This is a genomic window from Aquincola sp. J276 (genome assembly GCF_024700035.1).
Taxonomy (GTDB): domain Bacteria; phylum Pseudomonadota; class Gammaproteobacteria; order Burkholderiales; family Burkholderiaceae_C; genus Aquincola; species Aquincola tertiaricarbonis.
Map to the genome: position 1 here is coordinate 168801 of NZ_JAJONC010000002.1, position 23054 is coordinate 191854.

Below are 23054 nucleotides of genomic sequence, written 5' to 3' on the forward strand. Positions count from 1 at the left end.
CAAGGCGGAGACGAAAACTTCTGAACATGGGCTGGCGGCCGGCTGACCCGGCCGCGCGAGGAGGACGACCGCAGGCTTATCGACCGGCCGCCGCCCCGCATGAGCCCTTGTTACCTTTTAAGGGCGGCGCTGCGGTTCAGCCGCACCGTCAGCAGCCACAGCAGCACGCCCACGCCCAGCAGGATGCCGGCGATCTCGTACTGCACCGTGGCGCGGCCGGTCCACGGCCCCACCAGGAAGGCGCAGGACAGCGCCCCCAGCACCGGGAGCAGCGTGGGTGTCTTGAAATGCTTGTGGTTGACCTTGTCCTTGCGCAGCACCAGCACCGACACGTTGACCACGGTGAACACGCACAGCAGCAGCAGCGCGGTGGTGCCGCCCAGGGCCGGCACCTCGCCCACGAAGAGGATGAGCCCGAAGGCCAGCAGCGTGGTGAAGCCGATGGCCACGTAGGGCGTGCGGCGCGTGGCATGCACCTGGCCCAGGGCGGCGGGCAGCACCTGCTCGCGCGCCATGCCGTACACCAGGCGGCTGGCCATCAGCATGTTGATCAGGGCGCTGTTGGCCACCGCGAACATGGTGATCACGCCGAAGATGCCCAGCGGGAAGGAGGGTGCGCCGGCCTGCACCACCTGCAGCAGCGGCGTCTCGCCCTCGCCCAGCTTTTCCGGCGACACCAGCGTGATGGCCGAGACCGACACCAGCACGTAGATGATGCCGGTGATGACCAGCCCGCCCAGCAGCACCTTCGGGAAGTGGCGCACCGGGTCCTTGCATTCCTCGGCCATGTTCACCGAGTCCTCGAACCCCACCATGGCGAAGAAGGCCAGCGTCGTGGCTGCGATGACGGACCAGAACATGCCGCCGTCCACCGCCGGCTTGAACTGGGTGATGCGCGACACGTCGCCATTGCCCTGGGTGATGGCCCACAGGCCGATGCCGATGATGAGCAGCAGGCCGGACAGCTCCACGCAGGTGAGCAGCACGTTCACCTTCACGCTTTCGCCCACGCCGCGGAAGTTGACCGCCGCCACCAGCGCCATGAAGCCCAGGCCCACCGCGGTGATGGCGAAGCCGCCTTCGAATCCCAGCCCGAAGGCCTGCGACAGGTTGGCCGCGAAGGCGCGCGAGGCGGTGGAGGCCGAGGTGATGCCCGAGCACATCACCGCGAAGGCCACGATGAAGGTGATGAAGTGGATGCCGAAGGCCTTGTGCGCATACAGCGCGGCGCCGGCGGCCTTGGGGTACTTGGTCACCAGCTCCAGGTAGCTGAAGGCGGTGATCACCGCCACGACGAAGGCCACCAGGAACGGCAGCCACACCACGCCGCCCACCTGCTTGGCCACCTGGCCGGTGAGCGCATAGATGCCGGTGCCCAGGATGTCGCCGACGATGAACAGCAGCAGCAGCCAGGGGCCCATCACCCGGTGCAGGCTGGGCTCGGCGGTGGGATTGGCCTGCGGGCCTGCCGGGGAATCGGCCGTCTGCTGCGTCATCGTCGCTCCTCTCGTTGTGCGCGCCTGCGGCACTTGGCGTGCCTGCGGCGCGCACACGGCGCCCGGACCGCGGTCACACGGCGCTGCGGTGGCGTTCGATGCAGGTGTCCAGCACCCGTTCGCCGGGCTGCTGCCACCAGTGCTCGGAGAAGATCTCCACCTCGGCAAAGCCGCGGTAGCCGGCGGCCTCCACGGCCGCGCGCAGGGCCTTCAGCTCGATCACGCCGTCGCCCATCATGCCGCGGTCGTTCAGCAGGTCGCGCGTGGGCACCAGCCAGTCGCACACGTGGTAGGCCAGCAGGCGCTGCGCGCCGGCGCGCTCGATCTGCTGCTGCAGCTTCGGGTCCCACCACACGTGGTAGGCGTCCAGGGCCACGCCCAGCGCGCCGCTGCGATCGGGGTCGAGCTCGTCGCACAGGTCCAGCGCCTGCTCCAGCGTGTTGACGCAGGCACGTTCGGCGGCCTGCATCGGGTGCAGCGGCTCGATGGCCAGCGGCATGCCGACCCGCTTCGCGTAATCCAGGCTGGCGGCGATGCCGTCGCGCACCTCTGCGCGGGCGCGTGCCAGGCTTGTATAGACAGGCTGGCCGGCCAGCGCGCCGGGGGTTGTGCCGGGAAGGGAGCCCACCACCAGTACCAGGCAGGGCGCGCCCAGCGTCTTGGCCTCGTCGATCGCGCGGCGGTTGTCGTCCAGCGCCGCCTGCAGGCCGGCGGCATCGGCGGCCGGGTAGAAGCCGCCGCGGCAGTAGCCCGAGAGCTGCATGCCGTGCGCCCGCAGCTGCCGCGCGGTGGCCTCCAGGCCCACCGCGGCCACCTGGTCGCGCCAGGGGCTGATGGCGCGGATCTCGCGCCGCGCGCATTCGTCGATGATGCGGTCCAGCGGCCATTGCTTGCGCACCGTGGCGGTGTTGATCGACAGCCACTGGTGGCTGTTGCTGAAGTCGCGGCTCATGTTCAAGCGTCCACCCCATGCAGCGCCAGCAGCGTGCGCATCCGTTGCGCGGCCAGCGCCGGGTCGTCCAGCAGCCGCGCCGCATCGGCCAGGCGGAACAGCTCGGCCAGGTGCACCAGCGACCGGGTGCTCTGCTGCCCGCCCACCATCGTGAAGTGCTGCTGGTGGCCGTTGAGCCAGGCCATGAACACCACGCCGGTCTTGTAGAAGCGCGTGGGCGCCGCGAAGATGTGGCGCGACAGCGGCACCGTGGGCGCCAATATCTCGTGGAAGCGCGCTTCGTCGCCCGCGGCCAGCGCACTCAGCGCCGCGCTGGCCGCCGGCGCGATGGCGTCGAAGATGCCCAGCAGCGCATCGCTCTGCCCATGCACCCTGGCCGGCCCGTGGCCGTCGCCGGCAATCAGCTCCGCATAGTTGAAGTCGTCGCCGGTGTACATGCGCACGCCTTGCCCATCGGCTCCGCCGGTGGCGGGCAGGCGGCGGCGCATCGCGATTTCCTTGTCCTTGTCCAGCAGGCTGATCTTGATGCCGTCCACCTTGTCGGCATGCGCCTCGATGATGCCCAGCGCCGTGTCCATCGCGGCCTGCACGTCGCTGCCGCCGCCCCAGTAGCCGGCCAGCGCGGGGTCGAACATCTCGCCCAGCCAGTGCAGGATGACCGGCTGCCGCGCCTGGCGCAGGATGCGGCCGTACACCCGCTCATAGTCGGCCGGGCCGCTGGCCACCCGGGCCAGCGCGCGGCTGGCCATCACGATCAGCCGGCCGCCCAGGGCCTCGATGGCCTCCATCTGTTCCTCGTAGGCGCGAATCACGTCGTCCACGCTGCGCACCGCGTCCAGCGCCAGGTGGTCGGTGCCGCAGCCGCTGGCCACCAGCGCCCCCGGATGGTCGCGTGCCGCATCCAGGCTGCGGCGGATCAGCTCCAGCGAGGTGGGCCAGTCCAGGCCCATGCCACGCTGGGCGGTGTCCATTGCCTCGGCCACGCCCAGGCCCAGGCTCCACAGCCGCTGGCGGTAGGCGATGGTGGTGTCCCAGTCGATGGCGCATTGCAGCCACGGGTCGACGGCGGCCAGCGGATCGGCCACCACATGTGCGGCCGAGTAGGCGATGCGGTTGAAGGGCAGGCGGCCTGCGCCGCGCGCGGCGGCGAGCGGGGCCGCGGCCTGCAGCGTGTAGGGCCGCAGCAGGCCGTCGGCGGTGGGCAGGGAGAGCGTGATGGCCATGCCGCCCACCTACACCTGCAGCGCCGGCACGTCGATCCAGCGGCGTTCCTTCCAGCTCCTGGTGGCGGCCTCCACCAGCTGCACGCCCTTGGCGCCTTCGGGCAGCGTCCACTGGTAGGGCGCGTCCTCCACCACGTGGCGGATGAAGTGCTCCCACTGAATCTTGAAGCCGTTGTCGTAGGCCTGGGTGTCGGGCACCTCCTGCCACTGGTCGAAGAAGGGCATGGTCTGCTTGACGTCGGGGTTCCACACCGGCCGCGGCGTGGTCACGCGGGATTGCGCGCGGCAGTCGCTCAGGCCGGCCACGGCCGAGCCGTCGGTGCCATCGACATGGAAGGTCACCAGGTCGTCGCGCCGCACCCGGGTGGCCCAGCTCATGTTGAGCTGCGCGATCACCGGCTCGCCGTTGTGGCCCACCAGCTCGGCGGTGGCATAGGCGGCGTCGTCGGCGGTGGCCTCGTACGGCTGGCCGGCTTCGTCCCAGCGGGTGGGGATGTGGGTAGCGCCGATGCAGGAGATGCTCTTGACCTGGCCGAACAGGTTGTCCAGCACGTAGCGCCAGTGGCACATCATGTCGAGGATCATGCCGCCGCCGTCTTCCTTGCGGTAATTCCAGCTCGGGCGCTGGATCGGCTGGAGGTCGCCTTCGAAGACCCAGTAGCCGAACTCCAGCCGCACGCTGAGCATGCGGCCGAAGAAGCCGGCGCGGCGCAGCATGTCCAGCTTGCGCAGGCCGGGCAGGAACAGCTTGTCCTGCACCGCGCCGTGCTTCAGGCCCGAGGCCTGCGCCACCTGGGCGATCTCCAGCGCCTCGGCCAGCGTAGTGGCGATGGGCTTCTCGCAGTACACATGCTTGCCGGCGCGCAGCGCCTGCGCCAGCAGCTGCGGCCGCATCTGCGTGGTGCCGGCATCGAAGAACACGCTGTCCGCCTTGTCGGCCAGCGCCGCCTCCAGGTTGGTTCCGAAGCGGTTGATGCCGTGGGCCCGCGCCAGCGCCTCGATCTTCTCGGCATTGCGGCCGATCAGGATGGGGTCGGGCATCACCTTGTCGCCGTTGGCCAGGGTGACGCCGCCTTGCGCGCGGATCGCCACGATGGAGCGGATCAGGTGCTGGTTCATGCCCATGCGGCCGGTGACGCCATGCATCACGATGCCGAGCCGTTGAGTGGCCATCTTCGAGTACTCCGGGTTGCGTTATTGCGGGGACAGGCCGGCGGCCTTGACGAGCTTGGCATTGGCCGCGATCTCGTCCTTGATGTACTGGTCGAACTGCTCGGGCTGCATCGTCCACGGGTCGGCGCCCAGCTTGGCAAAGCGCTCCTTCACCTCGGGCGAGGCCAGGGCCTTGGCCACTTCGTCATGCAGCTTCTTCACGATGTCGCGCGGGGTCTTGGCCGGGGCCATCATCCCGATCCAGAAGTTGAATTCCGAGCCCGGCACGCCGGCCTCGGCGGTGGTGGGCACGTCCGGCAGCGCGGCCGAGCGCTTGGGCGAACCCACCGCCAGCGCCAGCAGCTGCCCGTCCTTGATCTGCCCGATGACCGGCGCGATGGGCGAGAAGTAGTAGTCCACCCGGCCGCCCAGCACCTCGCTCACCGCCTCGGCCGAGCCCTTGAACGGGATGTTGGTGGCCTCGATGTGGGCGGCCAGCTTGAACTTCTCGGCATTCAGGTGCGTGGCGCTGCCCTGGCCGGCCGAGGCGTAGTTGAAGCTGCCCGGCTTGGCCCGCGCCGCGGCCAGCAGGTCGGGCAGCGACTTCACGCCCTTGGCCGGCGAGATCACCATCACGTTGGCCAGCGAGGCGATCGGCGTGATGCCGGCGAAGTCGGCCTGGGTGTCGAACGGCAGCTTGGCGAAGGTCCAGGGGCTGACGGTGTGCGACGACGAATGGATCATCAGCGTGTAGCCGTCGGGGGCCGCGGTGGCCACCATCTGCTGGCCGATGGTGCCGCTGGCGCCGCCGCGGTTGTCCACGATCACCTGCTGGCCCAGGCTGGCGCTGAGCTTGTCGCTGATCGCGCGGGCCATGATGTCGGTGGTGCTGCCGGCCGCGAACGGCACGATCACGCGGATGGGCTTGGTGGGGTAGCCGTTCTGCGCGGCGGCGGGGGCCGGTAGCGGCCAGCAACCCCCAGAACAACGCGGCGGAGGACAGCACCAGGGCGGTGCGGCGTACAGGCTTCATCGCGGTCTCCTCAAACTTCTAATTCACTGGATGGTGAATTGATTCTAGGAGGACCGTCCGCACCGCGTACAGGCGGCGCGGCTTGGGAATTACCCGGAGGGCTAGATCAGCACATAGCCCAGGATGACGTCGCTCATGTGCGAGAGCCGCTGCTGCAGCGCCTTGGCCGCCATCAGGTCGCGCCCGAAGATGGCGGAGAGCGTGTGGTTGTTCGACAGGTAGAAGTACGCCATCCCGGCGATGGACACGTACAGCTGCAGCGGGTCCACGCCGCCGCGGAAGCTGCCTTCGCGCCGGCCGCGCTCCAGGATCTCGCCCAGCGTCTCGATCAGCGGCGTGTTCAGCTCCCGCGCGCGCTGCGAATCCGTCAGGTGCCGCGCGCGGTGCAGGTTGGCGCTGTTGAGCAGCGTCAGGAACTCGGGGTGCGCCAGGTAGTAGTTCCAGGTGAATTCCACCAGCCGCCGCACCGCGTCGGCCGGCGGCAGGTCGAGCAGGTGCAGGTCTTGTTCGGCGGCGCGGATGTCGCGGTAGGCCTGCTCCAGCACCGCCTGGAACAGCCGCTCCTTGTCGGCGAAGTAGTAGTAGATGAGCCGCTTGTTCAGGCCCGCCCGCTCGGCGATGCGGTCCACCCGCGCGCCGCCCAGGCCGTGTTCGGCGAACTCGTCGCGGGCGGCAGCCAGGATGGTGGCCTGCGATCGGTCGGCGTCGCGCAGGCGCTCGTCGGTGGGGGTGGATGGCTCGGTGCTCATTCGGGTGCAGTTAACCATTCAGTGAATTATGCGGCGCGCTGGCAGGGCGCGGCGCGGCCGATTGTGGTGGCAGCGTCGGCGCTGTCCGACGAGCGCCAGCGTGGCGCGCCGATACACGCGGCCACAACCGTCCCCGACCATGAGGCTTGCCGTTTCCCGGCGGCGGGGCGTTTTGCTGCCCCGGCCGCCGCCTTCCCACGTCACCCAGCCTGGACGACCCGCATGCCCACTTCCTACGACGCCCGCCTGAGTGAAGGCACGCCGCATCCCCGTGGTGCGACCTGCATCGGCGATGGCGTCAACTTCGCGCTGTTCTCCGCCCATGCCACCAAGGTGGAGGTCTGCCTGTTCGACGACAGCGGCCGCGAGGAGATCGCGCGCATCACGCTGCCCGAGTACACCGACGAGGTGTGGCACGGCCACATCGCCGGCCTGAAGCCCGGCCAGCGCTACGGCTATCGCGTGCACGGCCCGTACGAGCCCGAGAAGGGCCACCGCTTCAACCCCAACAAGCTGCTGCTCGACCCCTATGCCCGCGCCCACGTCGGCCAGGTGGAATGGCGCGACGAGCTGTTCGGCTACACCGTCGGCCACCCGGACGCCGACCTCAGCTTCGACGAGCGCGACAGCGCGCCCTTCGTGCCCAAGTGCGTGGTGGTGGACAGCCGCTTCGACTGGACGCTGCGCGAGCGCAGCCGCGTGGCCTGGGACCGGACCGTGTTCTACGAGGCCCACGTCAAGGGCATGACCAAGCGCCACCCCGAGGTGCCCGAGAACGAGCGCGGCACCTTCAAGGGACTGGCCCACGACGCGGTGATCGGCCACCTGAAGAACCTGGGCGTCACCAGCATCGAGCTGCTGCCCTCGCAGACCTTCCTCACCCAGCCCTTCCTGCTGGACAAGGGCCTGAGCAACTACTGGGGCTACGACACCATCGGCTTCTTCGCGGTGCACCCCGACTACCTGAGCCGGCCCGACGTGGACGAGTTCAAGGAGATGGTGGCGCGCTACCACCAGGCCGGGCTGGAGGTGATCCTCGACGTGGTCTACAACCACACGCCCGAAGGCAACGAGCTGGGCCCGACGCTGAGCTTCAAGGGCATCGACAACGCCAGCTACTACCGGCTGATGCCCGACCAGCCGCGCTACTACATCAACGACACCGGCACCGGCAACACGGTGAACCTGAGCCACCCGCGGGTGCTGCAGATGGTGACCGACAGCCTGCGCTACTGGGTGACGGAGATGCAGGTGGACGGCTTCCGCTTCGACCTGGCCACCATCCTGGCGCGCGAGCCCTACGGCTTCGACGAAGGCGGCGGCTTCCTCGATGCCTGCCGGCAGGACCCGATCCTGTCCAGCGTCAAGCTGATCGCCGAGCCCTGGGACTGCGGCCCCGGCGGCTACCAGGTGGGCGGCTTCCCGCCCGGCTGGGCGGAATGGAACGACCGCTTCCGCGACACCGTGCGCAGCTACTGGAAGGGCGAGACCGGCACCGCCGCCGCGCTGGCCGGCTGCGTGACCGCCAGCGGCGACACCTTCAACCGCCGCGGACGCCGGCCCTGGGCCAGCGTCAACTTCATCACCGCGCACGACGGCTTCGTGCTGGCCGACCTGGTGAGCTACAACGAGCGCCACAACGACGCCAACGGCGAGGACAACCGCGACGGCCACAGCGACAACCGCTCCTGGAACTGCGGCGCCGAGGGCCCGACCGACGACGCGGCGATCAACGCCCTGCGGGCCCAGCAGCAGCGCAACCTGCTGGCCACGCTGCTGCTGTCGCAGGGCACGCCGATGATCGTGGCGGGCGACGAGTTCGGCCGCAGCCAGAACGGCAACAACAACGCCTACTGCCAGGACAACGACATCTCCTGGCTGCACTGGGACCGCATCGACGAACGCGGCCAGGCGCTGCAGGCCTTCGTGCGCAAGCTGCTGGCGCTGCGCCGCGACCTGCCGGTGCTGCGCCGAGGCCGCTTCCTCACCGGCCAGCCGCACGAGGAACTGGGCCTGCGCGATGCCATCTGGTGGGCACCCGACGGCCAGGAGATGCAGCCCGGCCACTGGGAAGACGGCAACACCCTGTGCTTCGGGCTCTCGCTCGACGGGCGGGCGCCGCGCTCGCACCTGGAGCGGCCGGCCGAGGACGCCTCGGTGCTGATGCTGTTCAACGCCTGGCATGAGCCGATCGACTTCACGCTGCCGGCGCCGCCGGCCGAGGGCACGCACTGGGCGCTGGAGGTGGATACGGCTCGGCCCGATGCCAGCAGCGAGACCGCCGAAGGCGGCTCGGTGCGCCAGCTGGCCGGCCGCTCGCTGCTGCTGTTCGTGGCCCGCTGACCCCGCCCCCCGCCGTCGGACGCGGGGGCCGCCTGGCCGCGGGAATGGCATTTGCCCCCGTCGGTCAGGCGCATGCAAGGGCAGCGGAGGTCGATATGGAGTGGCAGTACGAGCTCGTCCAGGACGTGGATCTTCTGTGGCGTTGGGCGATGGTCTCGGACCAGCAGAAGTCGCTGACGACGATGGAGGTCTCGCTGGTCGCGTTCCCGACGCGCGCCGAGGCGCACGAGGACCTGCAGGTGCAGCTGGCCGGCCGCTGGGACAGCCGCGGCCACCTGCAGATACCGGCCAGCCACGTGCAGAAGCTGGTGCGCGGCGTGGCCTGGCACCGGCCTGAATGCGGCGGCCTGGCCAACGTGGCCATCATCAAGCACCCGCGCGATGCCACTGGCTGCAACTGGAACATCGGGCCGATGAGCGGCATCTGCTGCGACAAGTGCAAGGCGGCGTTGATCGAGGAGATCAACGTGCTGCGGCAGTGGTATTCCGTGCCCGACGGCATCTGAATTGCCGAAGCGGGATGTCGCCCCGACGGGGCATCTTGAGCAAGGAGCAGCCATGCCCAGCACCGATTGGTCCGCCAAGCGCGAGCGCCAGTACGACCACATCAAGACCGGCCTGAAGCAGCGCGGCAAGCCCGAGAAGGTGGCCGAGGAGATCGCGGCGCGCACCGTCAACAAGGAGCGCGCGCAGCACGGCGAGTCGAAGACCGCCAGCCGCTCGTCAGTGAAGGACGCGTCGCCCGGCCACCGCGGCGGCAAGCGCTCGCACAGCGGCGAGGGCGGCCGCACCTATGCGCAGCTCTACAACGAGGCGCAGAAGAAGGGCGTGAAGGGGCGGTCGAGGATGAACAAGCAGCAGCTGCTCGACGCCGTCGGCAGGTAGGTTCACCCCCAAGCTCCGCGGCTCCCCGAGGGGGCCGGCGGCCGCGTCGGAGGCCCGGCGGCCGCCTTGGGCGGCGCCTGCGTGCCGGGTCAGCGCTGCGCCGCTGCTGCCTGAGCGGCGCTGGCGGGCGGTCGGGCGGTGTTGCGCTGCAGGCTGGCGCGTGAGCCGTTGGCGGCGCGGCGCTCGGGTACCAGGCGGATGGGCTGGGTGGCGGGGGGCATGTGCAGTGGCGCCAAGCCCCAGCCGTCGGTGGCCTGGGCGAAGCTGCTGCTGCGCCAGCCGGCGTCGGCGATGCCGGCCTTCACCGCGCCGGCCACCACCGCATCGGCCTCGGCCGGGCTGAGGTCCAGCGACAGCCGCTGCCAGCGGCGCTGCACCAGCGGGTCGCTCCAGGCGCCGATCAGCGCAGCCTTCATCGCCGCGGCATCCCAGGCATGGCCGCCGGCCACCCGGCGGGCCAGCAGCGTGGTCATGAAGACATGGAACGCCGGGCGGGCCCGGGCCGGCACCAGCGCGGCGATCGGCGCCAGCCGCGGCAGGTCGGCCGTGCCGGCGAACGGCAGCGACAGCACCACCTGCAGCGCCTGAACCGGATTGATCACCCGCACCCGGTTGGGCGGCAGCAGCACCAGCGGCAGCGCGGCGGCCTGGTCGTGCTGCAGCGGCGTGGCGAAGCTGATCAGCACCGCCAGGCGCAACCACTGCGCGGCGGTCAGGCCCTCCAGCGCCTCGTCGGCCGGCAGGGCCTCGGCCTCGCGCGCCGCCTGCAGCGCGGCCTGCGCATCGCGGCCGGCACGGGCGACCTGGGCCCGGCGGCTCATCATCGCCAGGTTGCCGGCCGCATAGGCGGCCTGGGCGTTCAGGCGCTCGACGACCGCATCGCTGGGGTGGCCGGTGGACTGCGTCAGGCGCTCGCCGGTCACCGGGCACTGGGTGGTGGCGATCTGCTTCATCAGGTGCGGCGTCACCTGCAGATCCTCGAAGGCCGCGCCGCGCAGCCAGGCCTGCAGCCGCAGTGCGAGCCACTGGCGCACGGCCGGCGTGGCCGGCCGGGTGCGGCGGCGGAAGGCGGGCTGGCCGGCGTCCCAGCCCTGGCGCAGCGGATGGCCGAACAGCATCTGGTCGGCCGGCGGCGTCAGGCCGTAGCGGGCATGGTCGCGGCCGATCTCCCAGCCGGTGCGCTCGAAGGCGGTGGTGGGGGCGCCGGACGGAGCGTGGGCATGGCCGGCAGCATGGTGCTCGGCACCGAAGTCGAGGGCGAGGGCAAGGGCGGCTTGGGCCATGGAAGACAGCTCCGGAAGGAGGCACCGGGACGACCCCGGCAACACCAGTTTGGGTGGTCACAGGCTCATGGCGTGAGCCTGCGATACCCTGCGTGTGTTTTTTCCTTGGCGCCCCGGCCGGGCGCTGCTACCGCCGTGGACCGTACCGAACGCTTCTACAAGATCGAGCTGCTGATCCGCAGCCGCCGCCCCGAGCAGGGCCTGGTGAGCTTCAACGAGCTGATGGACGAGCTGGGCGTGTCCCGCGCCACGCTCAAGCGCGACCTGGAATACCTGCGCAGCCGCATGGACGCGCCGATCGAGTACGACCGCTTCCACAACGGCTACCGCTTCGCGGCGGGCGCGGGCGCCGCGGCGTCCGGCGGCGAAGCCGGGCCCGACGGCGCGGCCGGCAAGACCCACGAGCTGCCCGGCGTGTGGTTCAGCGAGCGCGAAATCCATGCGCTGCTGACGATGCACCAGCTGATCCAGGGCCTGGACGAAGGGGGGCGTGCTGGCGCGCCACCTGCAGCCGCTGCTGGACAAGCTGCACCGCATGCTGGGCACCAGCGAGGCCGATGCGATGGCGCTGATGAAGCGCATCCGCATCGCCAGCCCGGCGCGCCGCGCGGTGTCGCCGCGGCACTTCGAGCTGCTGGGCAGCGCCATCACCCAGCGCTGCCAGGCCGAGCTGGACTACTACGTGCGCAGCCGGCAGCAGGCCTCGCTGCGCACGGTGTCGCCGCAGCGGCTGGTCTACCACCGCAACACCTGGTACCTGGACGCCTGGTGCCACGCCAGCGACGGGCTGCGCCGCTTCGCGGTGGACGCGGTGCGCAGCGCGCGCCTGCTGGACACCCCGGCGCGCGAGGTGCCGATCGCCACGGTGGAAGCCGCGCTCGATGCCGGCTACGGCGTGTTCGGCGGCACCACGCTGCGCGAGGCGACGCTGCTGTTCACGCCCGAGGCGGCCGAGTGGGTGGCCAACGAGCAATGGCATCCGCAGCAGCGGGGCGAGCGCCAGCCCGACGGCAGCTACCGCCTGACCCTGCCCTACACCGACCCCACCGAACTGGCCATGGACGTGCTGCGCCACGGCGGCGACGTGCGCGTGCTGGGCGATGACCTGCTGCTGCAGCAGGTGCAGGCCGCACTGGCGGCGGCGGTGGCGGGGTATGGGGGGAGGGTGGTGGCGGCATGAGGCCGGCCACCTCCGGGCGGCTCAGGCTTGCTTGCCCAACGCCTCCGCCAACCGCGCCAGCAGCCCCGAATCCCGCTGCGTGGGCGACTGGATGGCAGCAGTGAGGGTGGCTTCGGGGCCGCTGAGGGCCACGCGGCGGCGGGCGCGGGTGACGGCGGTGTAGAGGAGTTCGCGGCTCGTCAGGCGGCCGGGGCGGGCGGGCAGCACCACCAGTACCTCGTCGAACTCCGAGCCCTGGGACTTGTGCACCGTCATCGCATAGGCCGTCTCGTGCGGCGGCAGCCGCACCGGCGCCACCGGGCGGAAGCCGCCTTCGGCGGCCGCCTCGGCGAACCACACCAGCAAGGTGCCGTCGGCCGCGGGCAGCGCCAGGCCGACGTCGCCATTGAACAGGCGCAGCAGCGGATCGTTGCGCAGCACCATCACCGGGCGGCCGGCGTACCAGGGGCCGGGCTGCGCGGGGCCACCGGCCGCCGCGCGGGCGTGGGCGGTGAGCTGCCGGTTCAGCTCCACCAGCCCGCGCGGGCCTTCGCGCTGGGCGCACAGCACGCGGAAGCGCTCGTAGGCCGCGGTGGCCGCCGCCACGTCGTCCGGCGCGACGGCCACCGCCTGCAGCAGCGGCGCGAAGCCGGCCTGCGCCGCCGCCAGGGTGGCCGGGGAGGGCAGGGCGCCTTCGTCCTCCAGCCAGGTGACGCCGTCATCCGGCTCGCCCGCCGCGCCGCGGCCCTGCGCCGCGCGCAGGCGCCGGACCACCGCGGCCGACTGGCCGGTGTTGATCTCGCGCGCCAGCAGGCCGATGCCGCTGTCGGCCGCGAAGCGGAAGTTCTGGGTGAACCACACCGCGCTGTCGTGCAGCGCACTCGGCCGCGCCGGCGCGGGCGGGGCGATCAGCATCGGCGGCGTGCCGCTGAGGGCGGCCAGGTCGGCCAGCGCGCCGTCGCTCAAGGTCGGGTCGGCGCTCAGCTCGGCGAACACGGCGCCCGATTCCACCGCGGCCAGCTGGTCCTTGTCGCCCAGCAGCACGATGCGCGCCTGCGGCGGCACCGCTTCCAGCAGCCGGGTGGCCAGCGCCAGGTCGAGCATCGAGGCTTCGTCCACCACCAGCGCGTCGATGGGCAGCGGATGCCGTGCATCGTGCGCGAAGCCTTCGCGGGTGACGCCCAGCAGCCGGTGGATGGTGGCGGCCGAGGTGGGCAGCTGCTCGCGCAGCGCCGCGGGCAGGTGGGCGGCGCGCTGGCGCAGCGCGTCGGTCATGCGGGCCGCGGCCTTGCCGGTGGGCGCGGCCAGCGCGATGCGGCAGCCCGGCTGCATCGTCAGCAGGCAGGCCAGCAGGTTGACCACCATCGTCGTCTTGCCGGTGCCGGGGCCGCCGCTCACCACCGCCAGCTTGCCGCGCAGCGCCAGCGCGGCGGCCAGCTGCTGCCAGTCGGCCTCGCCGTGCAGCACCGCCGCATTGGCCTTGAACAGGCCCTGCAGCCGCTTGGCCACTTCGGGCCCGGGCAGCGTGGGCGTGGCCTGTGCGCTGGTGGCCAGGCGCTTGGCCAGCCGGCGTTCATGGTCGAAGTAGCGGTGCAGGTAGAGCCGGCCGTCGTCGTCCAGCACCAGCGGCATGGCGCCCGGCGCGGCCGGGGTGCCGACGACGCCCGATCGCAGCAGCGCGGCCCGCAGCGCCTGCGGCGAGATGACCGGCTCGGCCGCGGCGGCGATGTCGGCCAGCGACAGGCATACATGGCCCTCGCGCGTGGCCAGGCTCAGCGCCTGGCCGGCGTGGCGGGCGATCTCGGCGTCGTCCGCGCTGCCGCCCTGCTCGGCGCACCAGCGCGCCAGCCAGTCGCCCAGGCCCTCGGCCAGCCAGGCGGTGGCGGTCGGCGCCTCGCCGGAAAAGGACACCGCTTCCGTCATGCCGCCGCCTCCGTTTCGCCCAGCAGGGCCGACAGCCGCTGCAACGTCGCCTCGGCCGGCCGATGGAAATACACGCCGGCCGGCAGGCCGTCGGGCTGCTGCCAGCCGGGCCGCACGCCGCGCACGAACAGGTAGAACACGCCGCCGAAATGGCGTTCATGCCGGTAATCCGGCAGCCTGCGCTGCAGGTGCCGCTGCAGCGCCACCGCATACAGCAGGTACTGCAGGTGGTAGCCGTGCCCGGCCATCGCATCGGCCAGCGCCTCGCGGCCGTAGTGCTCGGCGGCGTCGCCCAGGTGGTTGGACTTCCAGTCCAGCAGGTAGTAGCGCCCGCCATGCTCGAACACCAGGTCGATGAAGCCGCGCAGGTAGCCCTCCAGCCCGCCGAACACCAGCGACGGCGTGGGATAGCCCAGGTCGCGCAGCGCCTCGGTCAGGTCGCCGGCGGTCAGCCCGCGCGAAGGCAGCGTGAACTCCAGCTCCACCAGCTGCTGCCGCGGCATGAGCGACGACAGCCGCACCGGCCCGGCCTGCGCGTCGCCGGTGGGCAGCGGGGTGTTGAGCACGTCGTCCAGCATGCGCAGCAGCATCGGCTCCAGCGGCGGCTGCTCGCCGGTGAGGTGGGCGGTGGACAGCGGCTGCGGATGCAGTGCCAGCGCGCGGCGGATGCCCTCGGGCCACTGCGTGGCGTCGTCGAAGCGCACCTGCTCGAACACCGCATGCAGTGCATCGCCGGCCGCCGGGCCGCGCGGAAAGCGCAGGATGTCGTCCTCGGCCAGCCGGCCGCGTGGGGCGGGCACTGGCAGGTCCGCAGGCTGCGCACGCAGGTCATGGTCGATGGCCGCCGCCTCGTGCCGCGCGCCGGAGGCCAGGCTGCTGTAGCTGCCGATCCACCAGGCCTGCGGCAGCACCGCGGGCGGCGGCAGGGCCACCAGCGCATCGGCCGCGGTCTCGGCCGGCGGCACCGGCAGGCCGGGCTCGGTGGGCAGGGGCTCGTGCACGATGTCGGGCGTGCACTCGGCCGCCAGCGAAGCCCATTCGGCGGTGACCCATTCGGCCGGGTTCTTGTGCGTGCCCCAGGCCTCGGGATCCAGGCCCGCGCCGGCGGCCAGCCAGTTGAGCAGGCTGCGGTTGGCCTCGGTGCAGCTGTTGCGCACCGCATAGGCGCCGGTCACCAGGTAGCAGCGGTGCACCGCGCGGGTGAGCGCGACGTACACCAGCCGCAGGAATTCGGCCGCAGCGTCGCGCTTGCGCTGGGCCTTGATCTCGGCCAGCGCCGCCTTGTCGTGCAGGCGGAAGTCCAGCACCGGGCGGCCGTCGGCATCGTGGTACTCCACCGCATCGCCGCCGGGCTCGGGCATGGCCCGGCCGTCCCACAGGAAGGGGCAGAACACCACCGGATACTCCAGCCCCTTGCTCTTGTGCACGGTGACGATCTGCACCAGGTTGCGGTCGCTTTCCAGCCGCAGCTGCGCCGCCTCGTCGGCCTGGCCTGCCTGTCGCTGGCGCTGCAGCCATTGCAGCAGCGCGGCCGGTGCGCTGTGCTGCTCGGCCGCGGCATGCAGCAGCTCGGCCAGGTGCAGCAGGTTGGTCAGGCGGCGCTCGCCGTCGCTGCGGGCCAGCAGCCGTTCGGCCACCGCCTCGCCCTGCATCCAGTGGCGCAGCATCACGCCCACGCCGCGGTCCAGCCACACATGGCGGTACTGCGCGAAGCGCTGCACCAGGGCGAGCAGCCGGCTCTCGTCGGCCGACACCGCATCGATCTCGCCGGCGTCCAGCCCCATCCATTCGGTGGCCAGGGCCGCACGCAGGCGGCGTTCGCGCGTGGGCTCGAGGATGGCGGCCAGCAGCCATTCCATCGCCTCCGCATCCGGCCCCTGGAACACGCTGGCCTGCGACAGCTCCACGCTGCCGATGTTCAGCGCCGCCAGCGCCAGCCGCATGCGGGCGCCCTGCGAATGGCTGCGCACCAGCACCGCGATGTCGCCGGCCGCCAGCGGCCGCGCGCCCAGCGTCAGCTCGCCGGCCCGGGCGGCCCGCAGCAGCCGCGAGACCTCCGCCGCGCAGGCATGGGCGGTGCGGCCCAGCGCCTGCGACTTGGCCAGCGGCTGGCCCTCGGCATCCGGCGGCAGCGACCAGCAGTGCAGCGGCGCCCGCGCCGGCTGGCTGCGGTCTTCGAACCGGGTGCGCGGCTTGGCGCCCACGCCCACCGGCCGGTACTCCAGGTCGTTGAGCAGGAAGGCCCGCGGATTGCGGCCGAAGAAGGCATTCAGCGCGCCGATCAGCGCCGCGCTGGAGCGCTGGTTGTCGCCCAGCGTGTACTCGGCCGTGGCCTGGGCGCGCGCATGCAGGTAGGTGTGCAGGTCCGCATTGCGGAAGCTGTAGATCGCCTGCTTGGGGTCGCCGACGAAGAACAGCGGCCGCAGGCCATCCGCATACAGCCGCTGGAAGATGGCGAACTGCAGCGGGTCGGTGTCCTGGAACTCGTCGATCAGCGCCGCCGGAAAGCGCGCCCGCAGCGAGTCGGCCAGCGCCGGGCCATGCGGGCCGGCCAGCCGCTCGTGCAGGTTGTAGAGCATGTCGTCGAAGGCGATGACGCGCTGCTCGCGCTTGTGGTCGCGCACCGCCTGCGCGCCCTGTTCCAGCACGCGGCGCAGCAACGCCAGCCGCTGCAGGGCCACGGCCTGGGCCGCGGCCGCACGCGCATCCAGCAGCGCCTGGGCCGCGCCGAAGAAGGCATGGGCCGGCGGCACCAGGCCCTTCTTCGTGCGCGCCTCGATGCGGTCGCGGCCCAGCAGGTCGAGGCCCTTGGGCGTGAGCGCCAGGGCCGCGGCGGCATCGGCGCCGGCCAGCACCTGGTCCCAGCCCTCGGCCGCGGCCAGCACCGCCTCGGGCTTGTAGGTGTTGGCACTCAGGCGGGGCAGCCCGTCCATCAGGGCCTGCACCGTCGCGGCGCGGCCGGCCTGCCACAGCTGGCGTGCGGCATCGTGCGCTGCCTGCAGCGGTGCCGCCAGCGTGGCGGGATCGGCGGCGGTGTCCAGCCCGTCGGGCCACAGCACCGCCGACAGCGGCTTGGCCAGCCGGCGCTTGAGCAGCGCGGCCCAGGTGTCGGGCGTGTCCTTGCCGCGGGCCAGCTCGGCGGCCAGCAGCGGCGGCAGGCCGGGCGCGGCCACCTCGCGGCGCCAGAGGTCGGCGGCCACCTGGTGCAGCAGGTCGCTGTCGTCGGCCACCAGCTCCAGCGACAGCGGCATCTGCGCGGTGAAGGGCGTGTCGGCCAGCGCCCGCTGGCAGAAGCCGTGGATGGTGAAGATGGCGGCTTCGTCGAAGGTCTGCAGCGCGCTGTCCAGCCGCTGGCGCAGCGTGTCGTCGTCCAGCGCCGGGTCGTCGCGCAGGGCCTGCAGCAGGCCGGTGATGAACGGGTCGGCGCCTTCGGCCACCTGCGGGCCGCGCAGCCAGGCCAGCACCTCGGCGATGCGGGTGCGGATGCGGTCGCGCAGCTCGGCGGTGGCGGCATTGGTGAAGGTCACCACCAGGATGTGCTGCACCGGCAGCGCACGCTCCAGCAGCAGCCGCAGGTACAGGCCGCAGATGTTCCAGGTCTTGCCGGTGCCGGCGGAGGCTTCGATCAGGTTGATGCCGCCGAGCGGGCAGCGAAAGACGTCGAGCGGGCTCATGCCGGTTCCTTGGCGTCGGCGGTCACGCGCGGGTCGTCCAGCGCGGCCAGCAGCGGGCGGTACACCGCGTCGGCGACCTGCATGAAGGCCTCGTCCAGCGGGTCGGGCAGGCCGCGCAGCACCAGGCGGTGGGCGGCGTCGGCTTCCTCCGCGAAGGGGCGCTGCGGGCCGCGTCGCCAGGTGGCTTCCACCTGGCTGCGCGAGGCGCCGGTGGCCTGCGCCCACGAGGTCCTGGGAAAGAAGTGCAGCGGTGCCTGCAGGCCTTGCCTATACAAGTCCACCAGCGTGCGCAGCGTGGCGGCGGCCCCGGGCACCGGCCGCAGCACGAAGCTGCCGTCGCGCGACCACACCCGGGTGACGGTGCCGGGCTGCTGCACGTTGAGCAGCAGGTGCGGCAGCCAGGCCTGCAGGTAGTCCACCGGGCGGGTGTTGTCGTAGTGCCAGCGGTAGTGGCGCCAGCCGTCGCCTTCGGCCCGCAGTTCGGCAAAGCTGCCCTGCAGCTGCCAGGGCTCGCCGGCCACGTCCAGCGCCAGGTGCACATGCTGCGCCGGCAGCGGCGCCTGCTGCGTGGCTTCGCGCACCTGCGCGGCGAACTGCATCAGCTGCGCCAGCTCGGCCGCCCGTTGCTGGGCCCCCAGGGCGCCGGGCGGATATTCGGTGCCGGCCTCGGCCAGCGCCTGCACCGTGGCGGCATCGGCGCCCTGCAGCAGCAGCGGCAGCAGCCGCGCGGCCATCGCCTGGCGGCCGGCGCGGTCGGCCACGAAGGGTTCGTCGTCCTGCAGCTCGTCCGCGGCCTGCGGCAGGTCGATGCCCAGCCGGCGGCGCAGCAGCGCGCGGCTGGGGTGGCGGAAGAACTCGGCCAGCTGGGCGATGTCCACCTGCCGCCAGGCGGCCTCGGGGCGGCGGCAGCGGCCGGGCGAACAGCGGCCGCGCGGGCAGGCCGGGCGTGGCGTCGTCGCCTTCGGTGTCGTCTTCCGGCAGGTCGAAGGCGGCGGCCGGCAGGGTGTCGGCGGCCGGCGGCTGGCGGCGCTGCACGGCCAGGGCCTGCGCATATTCGCGGTGGAAGCTGCGGCGCGGCAGCGGCGTGTCCACATGGAAGTTGTCGGCCGAGAAGGGCTGCAGCGCATGCTCCACCACCAGCGCGCCGCGGCCTTGCCGCACCGCCGGCGCCAGCGTGTCCAGCAGCTCGGAGACCAGCACCGAAGGCGGCAGCTCGGCGTTGTCGCGCACGCTGCGGCCGGTGTAGGCCAGCAGCAGCCGGTCGCGCGCGGCCAGCAGCAGGTCGAGGAACAGGTTGCGCTCGTCGAAGCGGCGCTGGCGGTCGCCGCGCTGCGGGCGCAGCGCCATCAGGTCGAACTCGGCCTCGCGCGTGGCGGTGGGGAAGGCGCCGTCGTCCAGCCCGATGGCGCACACCACGCGGTACGGCAGCCCGCGCAGGCTGGACATCGACGAGAAGGTGATGCTGCCGGTGGGCACGCCGCCGCGGGCGGGATCGTCCAGCGCCCGCTCCAGCGCGCTGCGCAGCACGGCCAGCGGCAGCGGCTGCGCGCCTTCGTCGGCCAGGCCGCCGCGCGCCATCGCCTCCACCAGCGACTGCACCGCCTGGCGCAGCTCGCGCAGGTCTTCCAGCTCGTCGTCGTCGGGATGGATGAACTGGTCCATCGCCTGCTGCAGCAACGCCTGCCAGCCGGCCGGCGTGTGCGGCACCGCGCAGCGCCGCTGCAGCTGCGCCAGCGCACGGGCATAGCGCCAGAAGGCGCCCAGCGTGTCGGCCTCGCCGCCTTCGGCATCGCCGGCGGGCAGGCGGCCGGCGAAGGGCGCGGTGGCCTGCGCCGGCAGCGCATAGCCCAGGAACAGCCGGGCCAGGCCGTCGTCCAGCGTGTGATGGGCCTCGGCCGGCACGCCGAAGCTGCCGCGATGCTGCGCATCGAAGGCCCAGCGCACGCCGGCCTCGGCCAGCCAGCCCTGCACCTGCTCCAGCGCATCGGCATCCAGGCCGAAGCGCCGGGCCACCACCGGCTGCTGCAGCAGGCCATGCAGGCCGCTGGCCGGCAGGCGCGAGCCCAGCAGCGACAGCAGCTCCAGCAGCGCCCGCGCGCAGCGGTTGATGCGGCTGCGCGGCCGGCCGGTGACGGCAAACGGCAGCTGGCGGTCGGCCGGCGCGGTGCCGAACACCGCATCGATCAGCGGTGCCGCGGCATCCAGGTCGGGCGTGACCACCAGCACGTCGGAAGGCTGCAGGCCCGGCAGCGCCGGGTCGCTGAACATCGCCAGCAGCTGGTCCTGCAGCACCTCCAGCTGCCGCGTGAGCGAATGGCAGCGGTGCACCTCGATGCTGCGGTCGGCGTGCAGGCTGGCGGGCGGCAGCTCCACCAGGTCGAGCACCGCGTTCTGCACCGCGGCCAGCAGCGTGGGCGCCTCATGCGCCACGAACAGCGCGTCGTCCACCAGGGCCTCGCCGCCGGCTTCCACCAGCAGGTCGATCTGCGCCTGCGTCTGGCGGCCCCAGGCGGCCAGCAGGTGGTTGCCTTCCTCGTGCAGCGCATCGCGGCCCTCGCGCGCCAGGTGGGCCAGGCGGCGGCGGTCGATCACCTCGAACCAGTATTCCCGGCAGGGATTGAGCACGTACACCTGCAGCGCCATGCAGCGGCCCAGCGCCTGCAGCAGCCGGATGTACATCGGCGGCATGGCCGGCAGCGCGAACACATGGGCGCTGGCGGGCAGGCCGGCCTCGCGCGCCCGCTCCACGCCGCCGGGCTGCTCCAGCACGTCGATCAGCCGCCGCGCGGGGTCGTCCTTCAGCTGCAGCTCGGCGGCGATGCGGCGCCACAGCGCGGCCTGCCAGGCTTCGTCGGCCCGGGCCGCGGGCTCGGCCGTGCCCAGCGGCGCCGGCTCATGTGCCAGCCAGGCCTGCAGCCACTGCGGCCGGTAGGTGATGTACTGCTCCAGCAGGCCGGCGCTGCGGCGGGCCAGGTCCAGCCGCATCACGTCGTCGGCCTCGGCCAGGTAGGCGGCCAGCCGCGGATGGGCGGCCACGAAGGCCGCATCGCCGAAGGCCGCATACACCCGCCAGGCCATCACGTCGGGCGCGAAGGGCGACTCCGCCTGCACCTCGGGCAGCACGCGGCCGATCTGCTGCCACAGCCACTGCGCCAGGAAGGTGAACGCCACGTTGGCGCAGATGCCGTGCGCGGCGGCGGCGGCCAGCGTCAGGTGCCGCTGCATCGCCGCGCTGGGCACGATGACCTGGGCCGCCGCCAGCGGATCGCCGCGCCCGTCTTCGCCCAGCCGCGCCAGCAGCAGCGTGGTGAGCGATTCCAGGCGGTTGGCGAAATGGATCTGCAGCATCGGCGGGCGGTGGGGTGCGACTCGGGGCGGGGCTGCAGAGCCTACCCCGGAACCTGCGGTGCGCCGGCCGGCTAAGCTGTTGCCGCCGCAGTCCACCCTCCGCATGGCCAACATGACCGATACCGTCGAAACCCGCCTGGCCGCCGCCGGCCTGGTGCTGCCCGCGCTGGTCGCACCGCGCGGCAACTTCCAGCCCTGCACCCTGGCCGGCGACCTGCTCTACCTGTCCGGCAAGGGCTTGCCCTCGCGCGATGCCGGCACGGTGCCGGTGCCCAAGGTGGGCGGCCAGGTGTCGGTGGCCCAGGCGCGCGCCCATGCGCACGACATCGCCCTCTACCAGCTCGCCGTGGTGAAGCAGGCGCTGGGCGACCTGGAGCGCATCGCGCAGGTGGTCAAGGTGTTCGGCATGGTCAATGCCGTGCCCGACTTCACCGAGCACACCGAGGTGGTCAACGGCTTCTCCGACCTCTGGGTGCAGCTGCTGGGCGAGCGCGGCCGGCATGCGCGCTCGGCCATCGGCGTGGGCTCGCTGCCGATGGGCTTCGCGGTGGAGATCGAGGCCGTGGTCCGCTTCCGCTGAAGGCGGCTCCGGCGCGCGGCACCCAGCGGACCGGCCGGCCCGACCGGGTCTTGAGCAGGGTGGGCTCTCAGTCCTGCCCGAGGGCCGAGCGCAGCTCGCGCGCGGCCTCGGCGCAGCGCCGGGCCAGCACCTCCATCTCGGCGGCCACGCGGCTGAAGCCCCGGCCGTGGCGGCCGGCCCGCGCTGCCTCCACCGAGGCGCTGAGCGCCAGCACATGGCTCTGGAAGGCCAGCGAGTCGACCAGCCCGGCCACCTCCGCCATGCGCTGCGGCGCGGGTGGCGGGGGCGCCAGCGTCGTCACGGGCACCGTGGGCGCCGTCGGCTCCACCGGCAGGTCATGCGGCGCCTGCAACCCGCCTTGCGGGCCCAGGGCCGCCAGCCGTCGGCGCAGCCGGCGCGCCTGCCAGGCCGCACTGGCGGCGGCCCAGGCCAGCGCCAGCAGCCAGCCTAGCACCGCCGCGGCCAGCAGTGCCAGCAGCAGCGCACCGGCCACCGCGGGCGGCAGCAGGGCGGCGTGCGGCCCCAGGCTGGGCAGCAGCCGGGCCGTGCCCAGGCCCAGCACCCCGCCGGTGGCCGCGGCCACCAGGCCCGCCAGCAGGCTGGTGGCCCGCAGGCCCGGCGCCGGCCGGCCCAGGGCCTGCATGCGTTGCCACAGCCGGCCCTGCGGCATCCGCAGCCGGGCATACAGGCGCTCGGCCTGCGCCACCTGGGCCCGGGTGGCCGGCAGCTCAGCCACCATGTAGCCGATGGTGCGGCCCTGCTGCACCAGCGGGGCGATGTCGGCCACCATCCAGAAGTGGTCCCCGTTCTTGCGGCGGTGCTTCAGCGTGCCGGTCCAGCGCCGTCCGGCCAGCACCGCGCGCCACAGCTGCCGGAACAGCTCGGAAGGCACGTCGGGATGGCACAGCACTTCGCAGCGCATGCCGATCAGCTCCTGCGGGCCGTAGCCGCTGGCTTCCACCAGCGCGGCATTGCAGTAGGTGATGCGGGTGTCCAGATCGCCGGTGGACAGCAGCAGCAGGCCGTCGGCGAGCGGATGCTCCCGCTGCGTGATGGGCAGGGCTGTGCGCATGGGAGGCGGCTGGTGGATGTACCAGCAGATTCGGACGCACCCGCCGCCGCTTGATGCCGCGCCGGCCGGTCCACCCAACGGAGGGAGGCCGGCCACCGGCTTCGTCCTACAGCCGCGCTTGGCCGGCGACGACAGACGGCCCTTGCCACGCCCGACAGACTGCGGTGTTTTGCCCGCCGCGC

At 72.5% G+C, this 23054-nt stretch carries 16 protein-coding genes and 2 pseudogenes; 6 read left to right on the forward strand and 12 right to left on the reverse strand.

Annotated features, from left to right (window positions below; genetic code table 11):
- Positions 1 to 110 precede the first annotated feature (110 nt).
- From LRS14_RS18660 to LRS14_RS18685, 6 genes are all read right to left on the reverse strand, one after another.
- Positions 111 to 1496 (reverse strand): APC family permease, encoded by a 1386-nt coding sequence (locus tag LRS14_RS18660; RefSeq protein WP_257800610.1) that lies wholly within the window; start codon positions 1494 to 1496, stop codon positions 111 to 113.
- A 73-nt stretch (positions 1497 to 1569) separates the two neighbouring features.
- Positions 1570 to 2448 (reverse strand): sugar phosphate isomerase/epimerase, encoded by an 879-nt coding sequence (locus LRS14_RS18665; protein WP_257800611.1) that lies wholly within the window; start codon positions 2446 to 2448, stop codon positions 1570 to 1572.
- A 2-nt stretch (positions 2449 to 2450) separates the two neighbouring features.
- On the reverse strand, positions 2451 to 3671 hold the full coding sequence (locus LRS14_RS18670) for a dihydrodipicolinate synthase family protein (RefSeq protein ID WP_257800612.1): 1221 nt from the start codon (positions 3669 to 3671) through the stop codon (positions 2451 to 2453).
- A 9-nt stretch (positions 3672 to 3680) separates the two neighbouring features.
- Positions 3681 to 4844: a Gfo/Idh/MocA family protein gene (locus LRS14_RS18675; protein WP_257800613.1), complete on the reverse strand. Its 1164-nt coding sequence runs from the start codon at positions 4842 to 4844 to the stop codon at positions 3681 to 3683.
- A 21-nt stretch (positions 4845 to 4865) separates the two neighbouring features.
- Entirely contained in the window at positions 4866 to 5738 is an 873-nt protein-coding gene (locus LRS14_RS18680) for a tripartite tricarboxylate transporter substrate binding protein (protein WP_404977590.1), read from the reverse strand.
- Between the two features lie 219 nt (positions 5739 to 5957).
- Positions 5958 to 6605 (reverse strand): TetR/AcrR family transcriptional regulator, encoded by a 648-nt coding sequence (locus LRS14_RS18685; RefSeq protein WP_046112056.1) that lies wholly within the window; start codon positions 6603 to 6605, stop codon positions 5958 to 5960.
- A gap of 222 nt (positions 6606 to 6827) precedes the next feature.
- Here LRS14_RS18685 and glgX point away from each other — a divergent pair, with 222 nt between their 5' ends.
- From glgX to LRS14_RS18700, 3 genes are all read left to right on the forward strand, one after another.
- Positions 6828 to 8948, forward strand: a complete 2121-nt coding sequence (gene glgX / locus LRS14_RS18690; RefSeq protein ID WP_257800614.1) for a glycogen debranching protein GlgX — start codon at positions 6828 to 6830, stop codon at positions 8946 to 8948.
- 95 nt (positions 8949 to 9043) lie between these two features.
- Positions 9044 to 9454 carry a hypothetical protein gene (locus tag LRS14_RS18695; RefSeq protein ID WP_046112054.1) on the forward strand — a complete coding sequence of 137 codons (411 nt, stop codon included), beginning with the start codon at positions 9044 to 9046 and terminating at the stop codon, positions 9452 to 9454.
- 52 nt (positions 9455 to 9506) lie between these two features.
- Positions 9507 to 9833: a hypothetical protein gene (locus LRS14_RS18700; protein WP_046112053.1), complete on the forward strand. Its 327-nt coding sequence runs from the start codon at positions 9507 to 9509 to the stop codon at positions 9831 to 9833.
- Positions 9834 to 9922: 89 nt separating this feature from the next.
- Here LRS14_RS18700 and LRS14_RS18705 read toward each other — a convergent pair whose 3' ends face one another.
- Positions 9923 to 11116, reverse strand: a complete 1194-nt coding sequence (locus LRS14_RS18705; RefSeq protein ID WP_257800615.1) for a hypothetical protein — start codon at positions 11114 to 11116, stop codon at positions 9923 to 9925.
- 222 nt (positions 11117 to 11338) lie between these two features.
- Here LRS14_RS18705 and LRS14_RS18710 point away from each other — a divergent pair.
- Positions 11339 to 11386: pseudogene (locus LRS14_RS18710) on the forward strand (hypothetical protein); the annotation flags it as partial.
- A 220-nt stretch (positions 11387 to 11606) separates the two neighbouring features.
- A complete protein-coding gene (locus tag LRS14_RS18715) occupies positions 11607 to 12296 on the forward strand; it encodes a YafY family protein (RefSeq protein WP_257800616.1) in 690 nt (229 codons plus the stop codon).
- Positions 12297 to 12317: 21 nt separating this feature from the next.
- Here LRS14_RS18715 and recD read toward each other — a convergent pair whose 3' ends face one another.
- The 4 genes and pseudogenes from recD to recC form a co-directional block, all read right to left on the reverse strand.
- Positions 12318 to 14198, reverse strand: coding sequence for an exodeoxyribonuclease V subunit alpha (gene recD / locus LRS14_RS18720; protein ID WP_257800617.1), 1881 nt, complete (start codon positions 14196 to 14198; stop codon positions 12318 to 12320).
- Positions 14195 to 17872: an exodeoxyribonuclease V subunit beta gene (gene recB, locus LRS14_RS18725; RefSeq protein ID WP_257800618.1), complete on the reverse strand. Its 3678-nt coding sequence runs from the start codon at positions 17870 to 17872 to the stop codon at positions 14195 to 14197. Before recB ends, recD begins: the two co-directional genes overlap by 4 nt.
- Positions 17869 to 18999 carry a hypothetical protein gene (locus tag LRS14_RS18730; RefSeq protein WP_310740900.1) on the reverse strand — a complete coding sequence of 377 codons (1131 nt, stop codon included), beginning with the start codon at positions 18997 to 18999 and terminating at the stop codon, positions 17869 to 17871. The genes recB and LRS14_RS18730 overlap by 4 nt, the downstream gene beginning before the upstream one ends.
- A pseudogene (gene recC, locus LRS14_RS18735) lies at positions 18932 to 21334 on the reverse strand (exodeoxyribonuclease V subunit gamma); the annotation flags it as partial. The gene LRS14_RS18730 and the pseudogene recC, both read right to left, overlap by 68 nt.
- Here recC and LRS14_RS18740 point away from each other — a divergent pair.
- The gene (locus tag LRS14_RS18740) at positions 21333 to 21800 is read left to right on the forward strand and encodes a RidA family protein (RefSeq protein WP_257800619.1); all 468 of its coding nucleotides are present in this window, start codon (positions 21333 to 21335) and stop codon (positions 21798 to 21800) included. The pseudogene recC and the gene LRS14_RS18740 sit on opposite strands and share 2 nt — an antisense overlap.
- A 67-nt stretch (positions 21801 to 21867) precedes the next feature.
- On the opposite strand, the gene LRS14_RS18745 is transcribed toward LRS14_RS18740, so the two are convergent.
- Entirely contained in the window at positions 21868 to 22872 is a 1005-nt protein-coding gene (locus tag LRS14_RS18745) for a methyl-accepting chemotaxis protein (RefSeq protein WP_257800620.1), read from the reverse strand.
- Between the last annotated feature and the right edge of the window lie 182 nt (positions 22873 to 23054).

Excerpts from the sequence above, each read along its gene's own strand:
- LRS14_RS18660 (WP_257800610.1), bottom strand. The coding sequence starts at position 1,496 with ATGACGCAGCAGACGGCCGATTCCCCGGCAGGCCCGCAGGCCAATCCC.
- LRS14_RS18665 (WP_257800611.1), bottom strand. The coding sequence starts at position 2,448 with ATGAGCCGCGACTTCAGCAACAGCCACCAGTGGCTGTCGATCAACACC.
- LRS14_RS18670 (WP_257800612.1), bottom strand. The coding sequence starts at position 3,671 with ATGGCCATCACGCTCTCCCTGCCCACCGCCGACGGCCTGCTGCGGCCC.
- LRS14_RS18675 (WP_257800613.1), bottom strand. The coding sequence starts at position 4,844 with ATGGCCACTCAACGGCTCGGCATCGTGATGCATGGCGTCACCGGCCGC.
- LRS14_RS18685 (WP_046112056.1), bottom strand. The coding sequence starts at position 6,605 with ATGAGCACCGAGCCATCCACCCCCACCGACGAGCGCCTGCGCGACGCC.
- glgX (WP_257800614.1), top strand. The coding sequence starts at position 6,828 with ATGCCCACTTCCTACGACGCCCGCCTGAGTGAAGGCACGCCGCATCCC.
- LRS14_RS18695 (WP_046112054.1), top strand. The coding sequence starts at position 9,044 with ATGGAGTGGCAGTACGAGCTCGTCCAGGACGTGGATCTTCTGTGGCGT.
- LRS14_RS18700 (WP_046112053.1), top strand. The coding sequence starts at position 9,507 with ATGCCCAGCACCGATTGGTCCGCCAAGCGCGAGCGCCAGTACGACCAC.
- LRS14_RS18705 (WP_257800615.1), bottom strand. The coding sequence starts at position 11,116 with ATGGCCCAAGCCGCCCTTGCCCTCGCCCTCGACTTCGGTGCCGAGCAC.
- recD (WP_257800617.1), bottom strand. The coding sequence starts at position 14,198 with ATGACGGAAGCGGTGTCCTTTTCCGGCGAGGCGCCGACCGCCACCGCC.
- recB (WP_257800618.1), bottom strand. The coding sequence starts at position 17,872 with ATGAGCCCGCTCGACGTCTTTCGCTGCCCGCTCGGCGGCATCAACCTG.
- LRS14_RS18730 (WP_310740900.1), bottom strand. The coding sequence starts at position 18,999 with ATGCGCTGCAGCCCTTCTCGGCCGACAACTTCCATGTGGACACGCCGC.
- LRS14_RS18740 (WP_257800619.1), top strand. The coding sequence starts at position 21,333 with ATGACCGATACCGTCGAAACCCGCCTGGCCGCCGCCGGCCTGGTGCTG.
- LRS14_RS18745 (WP_257800620.1), bottom strand. The coding sequence starts at position 22,872 with ATGCGCACAGCCCTGCCCATCACGCAGCGGGAGCATCCGCTCGCCGAC.